This is a genomic window from Brevibacillus nitrificans (assembly GCF_003710965.1).
Lineage (GTDB): Bacteria > Bacillota > Bacilli > Brevibacillales > Brevibacillaceae > Brevibacillus > Brevibacillus centrosporus.
In genome coordinates, this window is record NZ_RHHU01000011.1 from 206,977 (window position 1) to 222,207 (window position 15,231).

General features: G+C 50.8%; 12 protein-coding genes. 1 reads left to right on the forward strand and 11 read right to left on the reverse strand.

All coding sequences use genetic code 11. The features are described 5' to 3' along the window. Positions 1-34 precede the first annotated feature (34 nt). The 11 genes from EDM59_RS19005 to EDM59_RS19055 form a co-directional block, all read right to left on the reverse strand. On the reverse strand, positions 35-1,540 hold the full coding sequence (locus tag EDM59_RS19005) for a tripartite tricarboxylate transporter permease (RefSeq protein WP_092267193.1): 1,506 nt from the start codon (positions 1,538-1,540) through the stop codon (positions 35-37). Between the two features lie 11 nt (positions 1,541-1,551). Further along, entirely contained in the window at positions 1,552-2,007 is a 456-nt protein-coding gene (locus EDM59_RS19010) for a tripartite tricarboxylate transporter TctB family protein (protein ID WP_122925060.1), read from the reverse strand. A gap of 102 nt (positions 2,008-2,109) precedes the next feature. Beyond that, a complete protein-coding gene (locus EDM59_RS19015) occupies positions 2,110-3,129 on the reverse strand; it encodes a LacI family DNA-binding transcriptional regulator (RefSeq protein WP_092267197.1) in 1,020 nt (339 codons plus the stop codon). 163 nt (positions 3,130-3,292) lie between these two features. Further along, entirely contained in the window at positions 3,293-4,207 is a 915-nt protein-coding gene (locus EDM59_RS19020) for a dihydrodipicolinate synthase family protein (RefSeq protein WP_122925061.1), read from the reverse strand. Between the two features lie 39 nt (positions 4,208-4,246). Next, positions 4,247-4,903 carry a dihydroxyacetone kinase subunit DhaL gene (gene dhaL / locus EDM59_RS19025; protein WP_122925062.1) on the reverse strand — a complete coding sequence of 219 codons (657 nt, stop codon included), beginning with the start codon at positions 4,901-4,903 and terminating at the stop codon, positions 4,247-4,249. A gap of 19 nt (positions 4,904-4,922) precedes the next feature. Then, positions 4,923-5,924, reverse strand: coding sequence for a dihydroxyacetone kinase subunit DhaK (locus EDM59_RS19030; protein ID WP_122925216.1), 1,002 nt, complete (start codon positions 5,922-5,924; stop codon positions 4,923-4,925). Positions 5,925-6,490: 566 nt separating this feature from the next. Continuing rightward, a complete protein-coding gene (locus EDM59_RS19035; RefSeq protein WP_092267202.1) occupies positions 6,491-6,994 on the reverse strand; it encodes a GNAT family N-acetyltransferase in 504 nt (167 codons plus the stop codon). Positions 6,995-7,234: 240 nt separating this feature from the next. Then, on the reverse strand, positions 7,235-8,638 hold the full coding sequence (locus EDM59_RS19040; protein WP_122925063.1) for a M20 family metallopeptidase: 1,404 nt from the start codon (positions 8,636-8,638) through the stop codon (positions 7,235-7,237). A gap of 61 nt (positions 8,639-8,699) precedes the next feature. Beyond that, positions 8,700-9,959, reverse strand: a complete 1,260-nt coding sequence (locus EDM59_RS19045) for an amidohydrolase (protein WP_122925064.1) — start codon at positions 9,957-9,959, stop codon at positions 8,700-8,702. A gap of 39 nt (positions 9,960-9,998) precedes the next feature. Then, the gene (locus tag EDM59_RS19050) at positions 9,999-11,516 is read right to left on the reverse strand and encodes an AbgT family transporter (RefSeq protein WP_183192964.1); all 1,518 of its coding nucleotides are present in this window, start codon (positions 11,514-11,516) and stop codon (positions 9,999-10,001) included. A gap of 477 nt (positions 11,517-11,993) precedes the next feature. Next, on the reverse strand, positions 11,994-13,298 hold the full coding sequence (locus EDM59_RS19055; RefSeq protein WP_122925066.1) for a hypothetical protein: 1,305 nt from the start codon (positions 13,296-13,298) through the stop codon (positions 11,994-11,996). 211 nt (positions 13,299-13,509) lie between these two features. On the opposite strand from EDM59_RS19055, the gene EDM59_RS19060 reads away from it, so the two are divergent. Then, positions 13,510-15,156, forward strand: a complete 1,647-nt coding sequence (locus EDM59_RS19060; protein ID WP_122925067.1) for a peptide ABC transporter substrate-binding protein — start codon at positions 13,510-13,512, stop codon at positions 15,154-15,156. Positions 15,157-15,231: the final 75 nt, after the last annotated feature.

Sequence of the window (15,231 nt, forward strand, 5' to 3'; positions counted from 1 at the left end):
CCACAGCTGCAAAGCGCAAGTCTGCACTGTAGAACTACATTTCCACATCTGACGCGAATCCCGCTTTCTTTTTCTTCACTTCCGCAATGACGCTCAAGCACAGAACGATAAGCGACAGCACGAGCAGCGTGCCGGAGATCGGCCGCGCGAACAATTGCAGGACATTGCCATCGAACATCTTGATCGACTGGAGCAAAGAGTTTTCCATCAGCTTGCTGAGCACAAAGGTCAATACGATCGGTGCCATCGGGATGTCTAGTTTTTTCATGATATAGCCTGCGATCCCGAACACAAACATAACGCCAACGTCCCACAAGCTGTTGCTAACCGTATAAGCGCCGATGATCGAAATGATGAGGATGAGCGGATACAGCAGCTTAGGCGGCACCGCTGCGATTTTTGCCCACATGCCTGCCATCGGGAGGTTCATGATCAAGAGAATGAGGTTCCCGATAAACATGCTCGCGATGATGGCCCATACAAAATCCGGGTTGTTTTGAAAGAGTGTCGGTCCCGGCGTCAATCCATGCATGATGAATGCTCCGAGAATAATCGCGATAGTAGGGGAGCTGGGGATTCCCAGCGTAAACAAAGGGATTAACGCAGCGCCGCAGTACGAGTTGTTCGCTGTTTCCGGCCCCGCCACTCCTTCGATGGCACCTTTCCCAAAGCGGGAAGGGTCCTTGGCGATTCTTTTCTCCAACGTGTAGGATAGAATCGCTGGTATCACCGAATTGGAGCCCGGGATCAGCCCGACGAAAAATCCCAGTCCGGTTCCTCTCCCGATCGCATTCAGCGTCGGTCTCCACTCTTCCTTGCGTGGAAGGAGACCTTTTACTTTCCCCGGCTTATCCAGCTTTTGCAGATTTTCCATACCAAACAGGATTTCGGAGAGCCCGAACAAGCCCATCGCTACCGTGACGAGATCCAGACCGTTCATCAAGTGTGCTTCGCCAAATGTAAAGCGGACAGCGCCCGAAACGGGATCCATGCCGATCAGGGACAAAATCAAGCCGATAAAAGCAGCGATCAAGCCACGGATCAAGGATCTGCCCATCAGACCGATCACCATGATCAAGCCGAATATCATGAGGGCAAAAAATTCCGGCGGCCCAAACTTGAGCGCCAATTCCGCCAATGCAGGACCGATAAAGGCAAGGCCGATAATCGAGATCGTCCCTCCAATAAAGGATCCGATCCCCGCGACACCCAAGGCGACACCCGCTCTTCCCTGCTTCGCCAGAGGATGACCATCGAGACAGGTAATGACGGACGCTGCTTCGCCTGGTGTGTTAATCAAAACGGAGGTGATTGTGCCTCCGTACATCGAGCCGTAGTAAATACCTGACAGCATGATGATGGCCGATACCGGCTCCATTCCAAATGTCATGGGGATTAATAAAGCCGTACCCGTCGTTGGGCCGAGTCCCGGCAGAACCCCTACCAGCATCCCGACCGTAACCCCAATCAGGCAATACAAGAGGTTCCACCAGGTGAAGGCTGTCTCAAATCCACCGATCAGTTGTCCTAGTGCTTCCATCTTCCCCCTCCTTACCAGCCAAACATGTTAACAGGCAGTGGAATCGTAAAAAATGACTTAAAAACAAGGAACAGCACGATGGATACTCCTGAGGAGATTCCCAAGCCTGTGTACCATTTATACTCCCGGCGCAAAAGGATGAAGAGAAGAACCGTACTGGCAATAATAAACCCCGTCACATTGACAATGATCATGAAAATGGCCACAGCAACGATGACGGACAAAACGTTCCCCATTTCCCGCCCTTTCGGTAAAATGTCGGCCCAGGTAATCACTTCTTTTTTGAAGGAGTGCCATATGTAGGCGATACCGATCAACAGGAGAATTCCGCTGAGCCATATGGGAAACAGCCCTGGTCCAGGTCCGAACTTGGTGTAGTACTTCAGGGAAAACGATTGGATAAAGATTACCAAGGCAAAAAGAACCACGATGCCCCCGACCCATACTCCCGCATTTTGCCTTTTCATCAAACCACATCCTTATTGGGTTACGTGTACCTCTTTCCGAAAACGCTTTCAAATCACCCGGCATCCCGCTCGTCAAATCGAGGCGAATGGCGCGCCGCTTCCCTATTCCCCTTCTGAGCGTCTGGCACAGGATGCGCGCACTAGAAGTTCCGGCTTGATTACGATTTGCTTGGGTGGAAACGGCTCCTCCATCGTCAGGCGGTTCTTGAGGATAATCGCTGCCTCTACTCCGATTCTCTTGAGCGGCTGGGTCATCAGCGTCAAAGGAGGCTGAATCAACTCCCATTGATTCACATCTCCGTAAGAAATGATGGAAATGTCCTCAGGAAAGCGCCAGGCTTGTTCCTGAATGGCTTTTAGCATGCCTACCGTCATGGTGTTGTTGCAGCAGTAGATGGCGGTCGGCGGGTCTGGCAAAAATAACAGCTCGATGGTCGCCTTGTAAGCGTCCTCCGCTTTGAATTTCCCCGACACCAATAGCGCCTCATCATTGGAGCACGCAAAGTGCTTGAGTGCATCCACAGCACCCTCGTAACGCTCTTTTCCTATCGAGCTGTTCGTCGTACCGTAGATAACCCCGATCCGTCTATGCCCCAAAGAATGAAGGTAGGCGATGGATTCGTATGACCCGTAATAGTTGTCATCGACAATATAATCCGTGGTAATCCCCTCTACCTTGCGATCAACCAGGATGACCGGAATCTTATGGTCCAGAACTTTCTGAATCATATCGGCATTTCCGCTCGTAGGAACCAAAACCAGTCCATCCACTCGCTGTTCCAAAATCAGCTGCAGCAGCTCGCGCTCGGTATGGGGATCTTCATTGTGGCTCATGACCAGCATGTGATAATGGCTGGGACGGATCTTATCTTCGATGGTTTTGGCGATCGACATCATGTACGGATTGGAAATGTCCTGTACGATGACCCCAACCTTGTTTGTCTTGGATGCTTTCAGGCTGCGCGCATTGGCATTGACCTGATAGTTCAGCTCCGAAATCGCTTCGGTTACCCGGCTGTATATCCCGCTGCTTACATATCCTTTGTCATTCAACACTTTTGAAACAGTACCAATCGATACCCCGGCATGTTTTGCTACGTCTTTAATCGTGACCTTTTTCATCGATACCTCCAAAACATAGTAAAACGTTTCACAGCCATTATAGCATCCGCTGTCCGAAACGGAAATACAGCGACCCTGGGGCAAAGGAGGCAATCTGCGTTATCGATTCCAAAGGGAAGAGACGGTACCATCGCTAGTGTAGGGACAGTCTGTCGCAGATGTTCTACGACTGGTAGACGACTTCTTTCGAGGCTTCATCGAGCTGATGCAGACGCGCTTGCAAGGCCGCTTTCTCTTCTGCGGACAGGTCCAGCTGCGGCTCTCTCATTCGTCCTACCTCGATGCCTCTCATTCGCAGCGCTGCCTTGAAATAGGCCATGTTGCTGCCATTTTTCAGTGTTTCACAATACTGGATGGCGATTCGCTGCAGCTCTCTTGCCTTTTGCAGGTCGTTTTCTTGGAAAGCTTGGTAGAGTGCTACGAAGGGCTCAGGGTACACGCAAGATACGCCCGATACCGTTCCTTCACATCCCATTGCCAGCCCAGCCAAGAACAAGCGATCTGTCCCATGCGATACCGAAAAGGTGCCTTGATTGACGGCCAGGTACTCGTTCGTTCTGAGCATGTCCGGGTAGCTGTACTTAATCCCGATCACATTTTTGCAGCGACTCGCGATTCTCTGGACGACATCACTCTTGAGATCGTTTGCCGCACATTGCGGGATGTTGTAGAGATACACAGGAAAATCGGCAGGGACACTGGATGCGACGGCTACAAAGTACTCTTCCAGCTCTTTGTCTGACGCACCGAAGAACACGGGGGTTACCACACCGACACCATCTGCTCCGATTTCATGCGCATGTCTGGCCAGCTCGATCGTATCTTCCTGATTCATCGCCCCGACATGGATAAATACGGTGACTCGATTTGCTGCCGCTTTCACGACCGTTTCCGCGACCTTTTTTCTCTCCTGCACCGACAAACGGAGCATTTCACCTGTTGTTCCCAATGGATAGAGGCAGTGAACTCCTTTGGAGATCAAGAACTCCGTCAAGTCCCTCATCCAATCATGATCCACCTGACCATCCTCACCAAACGGGGTAACCATCGCTGTCGTGACACCGTATAAATGCTTCATAACGTCATCTCCTCTTCTTCGTCTAATTCTCGTACGTGCCTATTCCACGCTGCCGAGCCGGGCTGTGACGCCATCAGAAAAACCTTTAACCAGGAGAGCTCCCACAGCCGCGCCGGGGTCCTGATGGCCTATCGAACGCTCCAGATACCTGGCTGCTCTGCCGTGTCTGGATTGCAGCTCAATCGTGTCCTTGGCGCCTTTGTCTGCCGCTTCGGATGCGACCAGCAGGATTTCCCCCAAAGATTTGCCCTCGCTATGTGCCGCCTCCATCGCATCGACAGCCGGAACAAGCGAATCTAAAATCGTCTTATCTCCGACATTCGCCTTCCCCCGTTCCTTCAAGCCTTGAGCGATCGCCTGAAAAAGAGCGATGACGTCAACCGCGGTAAGCTCTGTTTTACCCTGAATGGCTTTGCCCGCTCGGAACAGGGCAGATGACATCAGGGTTCCCATCGTGGAAGCTACAGCTTCCCCCATCTCCAACGCAGCGCTCATCAATGCCTTTCCGATGTCGTCCCCTGCAAAGGTACGCAGCTGGTCATTCACCGCACGAAAGCCGTTAGACATGGTCAGCCCGATATCTCCGTCTCCCAGTGCACCATCCAATTGACAAAGAAAGTCTTTGTTCTCATCCATCCTCTTGCCGACTGCCTGCAAGATGGCCTGAACATCCTCAAACCCGAGGGCTTCTCTCACGCCGCTCTCTCCTCTCTCTTTATTTCTGTACGTGGAACGGAGTCTGATAGGGAGCATCGAGCAACTCGCGCAGTTCATCATCCAGCTTCAAAAGGGAGACCGACAAACCTGCCATTTCCATCGAGGTGGCAAACTCTCCAATATAAGGCCTGTGAATGTGAATCCCCTTCTCTGCCAGCAGCCTGTGAACCGAGCGATAGATGACATACAGCTCTTCCAATGGCGTTGCTCCCAAGCCGTTGATCAGTACGGAGACTTCAGCGCCCGCTTCGATCGGCAAGTCCTGCAAAATGGTAGACACGAGGGATTTTGCTACCTCATCTGCGGTCTCAATCGTCCCGCGATGAATGCCAGGCTCCCCATGAATGCCCATCCCGATTTCCATCTCTCCCTCACCGATTGTAAACGTCGGATGCCCCACCGCCGGAAGGATGCACGGAGTCAGCGCCACTCCCATGGTACGAACGTTGGCATTTGCCTTTTCAGCGATTCGCTTCACTTCCTCGAGGGAAGCCATCTGCTCCGCCTTTGCTCCAGCCAGCTTGTAGAGGTAAAACATTCCCGCGACACCACGGCGTCCTGCCTCGTTTCCTTTCGGCATGGAGGCCACATCATCAGTAGCCACTACAGTCTCTACCCGAATGTCCTCCATTCCGGCGAGCTCAGCCGCCATATCAAAGTTCATGACATCGCCGCCGTAATTGCCGTATATGTACAGCACGCCAGCACCACCGTTTATTGCACGGGTGACATCCAGCATCTGCCTTGCGCTAGGCGAAGCAAATATATTTCCTACAGCGACACCGTCCAGCATTCCCGGCCCGACATAGCCCAGGAACAGCGGCAAATGCCCTGAGCCCCCGCCTGTCGCAATGGCGACCTTTCCATTGCTGGGGCCTTTTGCTCGAACCAGTGCACGATTGTCGCTGCGCACACTCTTCAGCTGGTCTGAATGAGCGAGAAGCAACCCCTCCAGCATTTCATCCACGACTTGTTCCGGATCATTCAGGAATTTTTTCATCCGATTTACTGCTTGGCTCATACAATCCCCTCCATGCTTTTTACTGGTCATGCAGAGTTTCTCTCCAACAAATGAAACGTTTCACTGGAGAACATAAAAAATGTCCCCATCAAATTAGAACATACACATAAAAACAGCAGGATTGATCACGCTTTTTTTACTGATCACACTCGTTTTTCGTCTTTTTTCATTTTTCTCAGCCGTTTTTCTGAACTCATCTCAGCATGTAGTGAAACGTTTCAATATTCATCAAAAAAATATAGGAAAAACTCCTATTCCGCTTGTCTTTACTACGATATTCTGCCGAATTTTTTGAATGAAACGTTTCAATGACCTCAGTATAAATGGTGAGCGCTTTCAATTCAATCCTTAAATTTCTAATTTTCTCATTTTTCTTTTCCTTTCCAAATAAAAAAACGACTCTTTGCGTATACGAAGAGTCGCTTCCTATGCCCTATTGTTCTTCCTCTCTTGAGGGTTCCGGATTTACCCAGGATGCATTCCAAGAGTCTTCTACCATCGCGCGACCATTTCCAGGGAGACACGGACGTTTTTCTTCTCCCTTTTTACAATAGAGGGTTCGCAGCCACTCCCGCCTCTTTATCCGCAAGCTTTGGCATGGCCAGCAACGGCAGCTCCATAATATTGCGCTGCTTGCCGGTCCCATAGTAATCCTCTTCCTTTTTCGCGAGTGCAAAGCCGAATGCTTCTAAGGCACGGATGGATTTGACATTCGTTTCGCTGACGGTGACGAGAACACGCTGAAGGGTAGGGTGTTGGCGCAGAGCCTGCAAACGCGCTTCCACCAGCTTCTTGCCGATGCCTCTTCCCTGATACTCCTGGTGCACATTGCTGAACAAAAGCCAGCCCGTCGTCTGGTACATATCGATTCCGGCACAACCAAAGCCGATTAAGCGCCCTTCGTGTGTTGCCTTGAAAATGAGTTCGGGAAACAGTTCGATGTACTTCTTCAATTCATGCAGGTTCATTCGATCTGGCAGCGTCAAATCCGCCAGCTGGATCATCTCGGAGAAATCCTCCCGCTCTGCCTGTTCGATCCGTACGTCCATCCTCCCACGCCACCTCTCCCTGCGGACTATATCCTCACTCTAGCAGAGGCATGTTAAGTCTGAATGGATGGCGTGTGGAAGATGTGTAAAATTGATCATGGGACAGGGTGTTGGCTAGAGCGCAGAGCGGTAACCTGCTTCACCCTATCTCTTCTATGTTGAGACAGAAAAAGCCGACGATTCCTTTCATTCGGAACCGCCGGCTTGGGAAGAGCTTGCTGTTTTGTTGACTAGAAGCGCTTATTTCTTGACAGATGGCATGACGCCTTCTGGAATCGGATTCACATATGCGGAATTGCCCAGGCGATCTTTCAGCTCCGCTTTGGCTTTTTCAATCAGCTCAGGGTTGTTCAGCATGTCAATCGCTGTGGACGCCATGACTTTCCCTGCATGCAGCATCCCTTTATGCGCGATGGATGTCGCACCCAGCGTGACCCACTGCCAGGAGTGAAGCGAGGAGCCGTTGATATAGCAAGCTGTCGTGCATTGGGCGGTTGGCGTGATCCAGCTCACGTCCCCTACGTCTGTAGAACCGTTCAATGGACGTTTGGTTCCATCGTACTCATTCAGCCAGGTCACCATATCCACGTCAGGGCCCCCTGGTGTTTGTACTTCAGAAGTGCGGTGCTCTTGTTCGCTCAAAGTAGCACGCACCGCTTTTGCCAGCTCCAGCTCCTGCTCATCGTGAACCGGAACACCGAGCTCTTGGAAGTTGCGGTACATGACCTGTTCCACGGTCTTGTTTTGAATCAGGTTCGAGCAGGCCTTGTCGAACACAATTTCCACTTCAGTTTCGGTCATGAGGGCTGCACCCTGAGCGATTTTGCATACCCGCTCGTAGATCTCCTGTACTTGATCGACGATTGGTGCGCGCACCAGGTAGAGCACTTCCGCATTCGGCTGCACAACGTTTGGAGAAAGTCCGCCCGAATTCGTGATCGCATAGTGCACGCGTGCTTCCGGAATAATATGCTCGCGCAGGTAGTTCACACCGACGTTCATCAGTTCGACCGCATCTAAAGCGCTGCGTCCGAGATGGGGGCTTGCAGCCGCATGGGAGCTTTTCCCTTTGAACTTGAAGTAGACCTGATAGTTCGCCAAGGAGTCCATCGCCATGATGCTGTTGTAGCCCATCGGATGCCAGCAAAGGGCAAAGTCTACATCGTCAAACAATCCGGCACGCGCCATGAAAGTCTTCCCGGAGCCGCCCTCTTCACCTGGGCAGCCGTAGTAGCGGACGGTACCTTTGATGTTGTTTTCTTCCATGTATTGCTTGACCGCTACGGCAGCAGCCAGGGAAGCGGTACCGAGGAGGTTGTGCCCGCAGCCGTGTCCGTTTGCTCCTGGCACCTCGGCTTCCTGCTTGGCAATCCCTTTCTTTTGGCTCATGCCGGAGAGGGCATCGAATTCTCCCAAAATCGCCACAACCGGGCTGCCGCTTCCGAAGCTTCCGATAAAAGCCGTCTTGATCCCGCCGACGCCTCTCTCTACGGTAAACCCTTCGCTCTCCAGGGTGCTCGCGAGCAGTTCTGCCGATTGGTACTCTTCAAAGCGCGTCTCCGCAAATTCCCAGATGCGGTCCGCTACTTTGATAAACGACTCTCTTTTGCTTTCGACCATATCTGCAATCCGTTGTGTATGCATGTAGAAACATCCTCTCTATTTGCTGTAAGGTTTGGCGAGTGTGTCTAATAGAAGGGTTTCTTTACGTAAGAAGCCGTTTCGCAATACGAGTGAGCAGCTCGACAGCGCGCGGAAGAATCTCTTCCTGGATGTCGAACTTCGGATGATGGTGAGGAGCAGGAATATCTGTCCCAATCGACATGTAGGTTCCTTTGCCTCCGCGATCTTGAACTCGCTTGATCAGGAAGCTTGCATCCTCACTGCCCATCGCGTTGTACTCGCCTTTTTTAAAGGAGTGGAACCCTTCGACTTGTCTAGCCTCTTCCAGTGCCAGATCCGCCATTTCGTCGTCGTAGTTGATCGGAATGGCTCCCCCGATCACTTCAATTTCATGGTCCAGCTCATGCATCGCCGCAGCGCTTGCGATGATGTTGCGTACGCGTTTTTCCACCTCTGCGTTGACTTCCTCTGACTCGGAGCGAGTCTCGACGATCATCTTCGCGTAGGCTGGAATAATATTTGCCGCGGTTCCGCCTTCCAGCACCCCTACATTGACCCGTGTGGCAGCTGAGCTAAAACGTGTGATCGCATGAATGTTGAGCAAAGCAGTGGCTGCTCCCAACAGGGCATTTTTCCCGTGCTCAGGAGATGCTCCGGCATGTGAGGATACGCCATGGAAGTGTGCCAGCATTTTGGTCGTAGCCAAAAGGCCGTGCGAGCCGCCATGCACTTCACCCAGTGGCACATTTACGCCCAGATGGTGACAGAAGATGTAGTCGACATCATCTACCATTCCTTTTTGTACGATCGAGTAGGCACCACGCACACCTTCCTCGGCCGGTTGGAAAATCAGTTTGACAGTACCGGAAAAGTTGCCATCTGCGAGCTTTTCCGCCAGTCCCAAACCAATGGTGGTATGTCCATCATGGGCACAAGCGTGCATGTTTCCTTCATATTGCGAGCGGAAGCCGTTTGCCTGCGGAAAATGATCCGCGTCTTTGCTCTCCAATACGGGCAAAGCATCCATATCGAAGCGGAAAGCGACCGTTGGGCCATCTGCTTTCCCTTTTTTCACGCCGATCACAGCGGTGAAGCCGCCACGCATTTTTTCGGCAATAGCGGGGTTCGCACCGTCGCGCAGGGCACGCTCGTATGCTTCTTCCAACACTGCCTGCGCGGGCAGGCCTCTGCGAGAAGGCCCGTCCAGCGCGTCTTGTCCAAAAATCACTTCATAGCCGAGGGAAGTCAAAATTTCTACGACTTTTGTAGCCGTGCGAAACTCTGTAAAGCCAACTTCCGGATGCATGTGAAAATCTCTTCGCAGTGAAACCAGATCTAACATCTCTCATACCTCCTGTTATCTCTGGGGCAAATCTCAAGCTTAGAGATGAGGATATACCCCAGGTCCGATAGGCAAGCCTACGAAATACCAAACGATCAGCATCAAAGTCCAAAGGATGAAGATCGCGATCGGGTAAGGCAAAATCAAGGAATAATAGGTACCCAGCTTGGCGTCTTTTTTGTATTCCTGCAAGAAGCCCAGGAACAGCGGGATAAACGGCGACACGATCGCGAACGGAATCACGGAAGAGTCGGCTACCCGGAATGCAATTTGCGCGAATGCAGGGTGGAAGCCCAAAGCCATGAACATCGGAACGAACACCGGCGCCAAGAGAGACCAGATCGCAGAACCACTGGCGATAAACATGCAGAGGAACGCGGACAAAAACATCAGGCCAATAAAGACAGGTGCACCGGTCATGTTCATTTTCTCCAGCACGTCTGTAATGGACAATGCCAGGAAGCTACCCATGTTGCTCCAGTTGAACATCGCCACGAATTGCGACAGCGGGAACACCATGACGATGAAGCCAGCCATGCCCTTGATTGGATCTGTCAGCAATGCAGGAATATCGTTTTGCTTTTTGATCACGCCTACGCGGATACCATAAGTGATCGCTACGGTGAAGAAGAACAACAGAATAACAGGCACGATCCCCGAGATAAACGGAGAAGGAACGACAGTACCCAGCTTAGGATCGCGGAGCAGACCGTTTGCAGGTACAACCAACGCTGCCATGATTACGATGAAGACCAGTGCTGCGACACCAGCTGCACGCAGGCCTTTCTTTTGCAAATCGGACAAGTCTTGAAGTCCTTTACCTTTATCACCTTTGTAAACACCCAGCTTTGGTTCGACAAACTTGTCTGTAATGAAACCGATAGCCGCGGACAGCAAAATGACAGAAGCGGACATGAAGAACCAGTTGTCCAAAACGCTGACGGTTACATTCGGATCAACGGATTTGGAAATCTCTGAGCTGATACCGGAGAGCAACACGTCGGTGGTCACAATCAGGATGTTCGCAGAAAAACCGGAACCAACCCCTGCGATCGCAGCGAGCAAACCGGCTACCGGGTGGCGGCCAACAGCCAGGAAGATCAAAGCTCCCAGTGGCGGCATAATAACGAATGCAGCGTCAGAGGAAACGTGGCTGAAAAACGCGATGAAAGCTACCAGATAACTCGCATACCGGGCACTCACTCGCAAAGACATTTTGCGGATAACCGCTTCCAAAAGACCAACCTTCTCTGCAAGTCCGACCCCGAGCATCAGAGTCAAAATGGAGCCAAGCGGCAAGAATCCAGAGAAGTTTTTAATGATATTGGGAAGCAGCCATTGTAGTCCCTCTTGGCTCAGCAGGTTTTTCACTGCAACTTCCTCATTCTTTATCGGATCAATCGCCGTTACATGAAAAAACGACAATAGCGCGGTGATCACCATCAAAATAGCAATTAAGTAAAGGAAGAGCATAAATGGATTCGGCAGCTTGTTCCCTACACGTTCTACCCATTTGATTAGTCCGACTCCACCTGACTGTTGCTCATGTTGGTTCATGTTTACTGGTTGCGCACTCATAGAGCAATCCCCCTTGGGCTGTATTTCTTGATTCTATTCTCTTTTTGTAAGTGACACTGAGTGATTGATCAGTCTTGAAACCGCCAAATTGAAAGCCCTTTCAATTTGGACTCAGCTTTTGGTAAGCATGTACTCCTTTCACATGATGTCGACGTTTTCGCATTATACGAATATAAAAAGACAATTTCGCTTAATTGGATTATATAGCTTGATTTAATATTTTTCAATACAATTGTTTGACTTCTTGCAAAATACAAAAGCTTCCACATACAATTTGCTGGAAGAAAAGCGCGGGATGAGAGAATGAGCTTTCCCCATGATTAACATCCAAAACAGGTGGCTAGAAACCGAATAAGCTCGCAGGGTGTTGGCCGGAGCGCAGATCGGAAATCTGCTTCTCCTCACTATGGCCATGTTGCTATACAAAAAAAACACCCGATAGAATCGAGTGTTTCCTCACTTTTTCAACCTATACATTTTTTTCGGCCTACCCCGCATCGCTTGCTGCTCTTCTCCCTTTAGCTCAGCCAGATCATACTCGCACAAGCTCCCCATGATTCGCTGGGCATTGCGCATCGTCATCGACAAATACATCGCGATATCTGTAGTCGTAAAGGTCGTCCAGCCCATCCTCTGCACCAGTGCTTCAATCTTGTGATAGGTTTTCACGCTGACATTGGCTTTGTTCAGCTTTTCCAGGAGGTCCTTGTCATTGGAACGATAGGAGTAGCTCAACTGATCGGACTCGCCGACCGACTCCACAATGACGCCATCATCCTGAACGATGACGATCCCGAACTCCGGTCGTTCTTTCGCGTGCTGAATCGCTTTTCTGGCATTGTTTTCCGCAGAAAAGGCTGTCTCCCCAAAGCCTACCCCGACAGCAACCGGGACATCTGCTTCCAGCGACAGCTGTTGCACGGTATTACGGAGGATATCGATTTCCCGTTGAATCGCGCCGCGCGTACTAAAAATCTGATAACGACCATTTCCGTTCGCCAGAAGCGACCCGTCCAGCTTCTCGCACAAAAGCAGCAGGATCTGCCTGATCTTCAGCTCCAAATGCTGGAGGTGAAACCTCGTCTTGGCTCGCTCTGCAATCTTGTCCATCTGCTCCAGCTCGATGATTTCTACGCCGATCTGCGTATCTTTAAAATACGAGCTTTTTGCCTTTTCGATCACGATTTTCATCGCTTGGCGGATCTCCATTTTGGTCATCAGCACCCGATAGACCGGGATGCCTTCCTTTTGCAGCGCACGCTCTACGGAAAAAAGCGTCGTAAAGGCGCCCTGGGTTTTCCCTGCCCGCCAAAGGTCGAGGTGAAACTGCGTGATCTTTTGCGCATCGTAATTTTCGTCATAGGTCATCAAATGCTTGTCCTCGTCAGGGATATCCAGCTCACCTAGCGACTCCTGCAAGTAAATGCCTTCCGACTCAATCATGTCGACGGATACCCGCTTCACGATCTCGTTGCGATCCACCGACATTTGGATAAAGCAACGGTACAGATTGGACCCGGTCGGCGGGCAATACACGATGTTGGCTTCCGGGCTCAACGCATTTTTGGCAATGGTATACGGGATCGGTCCTGAGAAAAACCAGCCGTTGAACTCGCGGCTATGTTCAGATACGATACTGCTCACCGATTTGGCATCCTCATACACGAATGGGACAAATTCGATGCCGTGCTCAAACTCATTCGCAACTGCCAAAATCCGCTCCACAGATGGAGGCGGCCCCACCACACCAATTCTATACATATGGGCGATTACTCCTGATTCATCTGGATTTTCTTTGTTCTTACTACTATATCAAATTTTACACATCCTACGTAGTACTCTCCCAAAATTCGACGGCAATCGACTGAATTAACAGACTTTTTTCAATCAATTATTTTTTGGAATTGCCTTTAGCGCGATAAAACAATACTCTAGTTTATATCTGTTTATTTTCTTTTCAAGGGGGATCACTATGAAAAAGGGTATTGCACTGGCAACATGCCTGTCCCTGCTGTTAGGCGGGGTACTCGCAGGCTGTTCCAACTCGTCGCAATCATCTTCGCCAGCATCATCCACGCCCGCACCAGCAGCACAGACCGAGGATAAAAAGACAGAACCGATGGTGTTGCACTGGAGCATTAACAGCGAGCCGCCTTCCATGGACCCAGGCATCGCAGTGGACGCGGATTCGTTTGACATGATCTACGCTGCCTTCGAGGGCTTGACCAACTACGATCTGAACGGTCAGCTGACCAACGCAACCGCAGAGAGCTTTACCAACAATGATACCTTCACTCAGTTTACCTTTAAAATTCGCAAGGACGCGAAATGGAACAACGGCGATCCTGTAACAGCAAACGACTTCGTTTATGCGATTAAACGAAATCTCGATCCCAAAACGGCATCCGAGTACGCTTATCAGCTGTACTACATCAAAGGCGGCGAAGAGTTCAACACCGGAAAAGGCAAAGCAGAGGATATCGGTGTGAAAGCTTTGGATGATTACACCGTCCAGTTCGATCTGAAAGCACCTACGCCTTTTTTCCGTGAGCTGACCTTCTTCCCGACCTTGTTCCCGCTGCACCAAAAGACAGTCGAGGGCAATCCAAACTGGGCGGCAGAAGCCAAGACGATCGTCTCCAACGGTCCTTTCAACATGGAGTCCTGGGAGCACAAGAGCAAAATTGTCTTCACCAAGAGTCCTACCTACTGGGATAAAGACAACGTGAAGCTCGATCGCCTCGAGATTGTCATGATTGACGATAACAACACCGCATTCTCCATGTTTGAAAACGGCGAAGTCGACTGGGGCGGCTACCCTGCCTCCACACTTCCGGCTGATGCCATCCAATCGATCAAGGATCAAGGCAAGCTGATGGTCGCAGACAACCCTGGTACACAATCGGTCGTCTTTAACACCACGAAGCCGCCTTTCAACAACAAAAAGATCAGACAAGCTTTCTCCTATGCCATCAACCGTCAGGAAATCATCGACAATATCCTGCAAACAGGCGTGCCGGCAGCTTATGGCTGGGTACCTACCTCTATGGGCCTGAAGCCGGATGGATACTTTAAAGAAGATGCCGAAAAAGCGAAACAGCTTCTCGCAGAAGGTATGAAAGAGCTGGGACTGACTACGTTCCCAGAAGTGACGTATACGTTTGACACCACAGACGTGAACAAAAAAGTCGCAGAAGCGCTGCAAGACCAATGGAAAAAAGTGCTCGGCGTCCAAGTGAAGCTCTACACAGCTGAGCTGAAAGTGTACCGTGACATGCGTTCCCAAGCCAACTTTGACATGATCCGCTTCCAATGGGGTGCCGACTTTAACGACCCGATCAACTTCCTGGAAATGTTCCGAGACAAAACAGGCGGAAACAACCATCCAGACTGGGAAAATCCGAAGTTTAAAGAGCTGATCGACAAGAGCTACCAGGAGTCTGACCTGGAAAAACGCAAACAAATCCTGCTCGAAGCAGAAACGATCCTCATGGATGAAATGCCGCTTGCTCCTATCAACTTCCGCGGCAGCCCTTACGTGAAAAACGACAAGGTCAAAGACTTCATCATCTACCCACTGGGTGGCGCTTACTTCAAATTCACTTCCGTTGTCCAATAAGTGGACAGCATGCAACAAGCTGCACCGTCTCGATAGACAGTGCAGCTTGTTTTTTTCTTACTTCATGCGATAAGC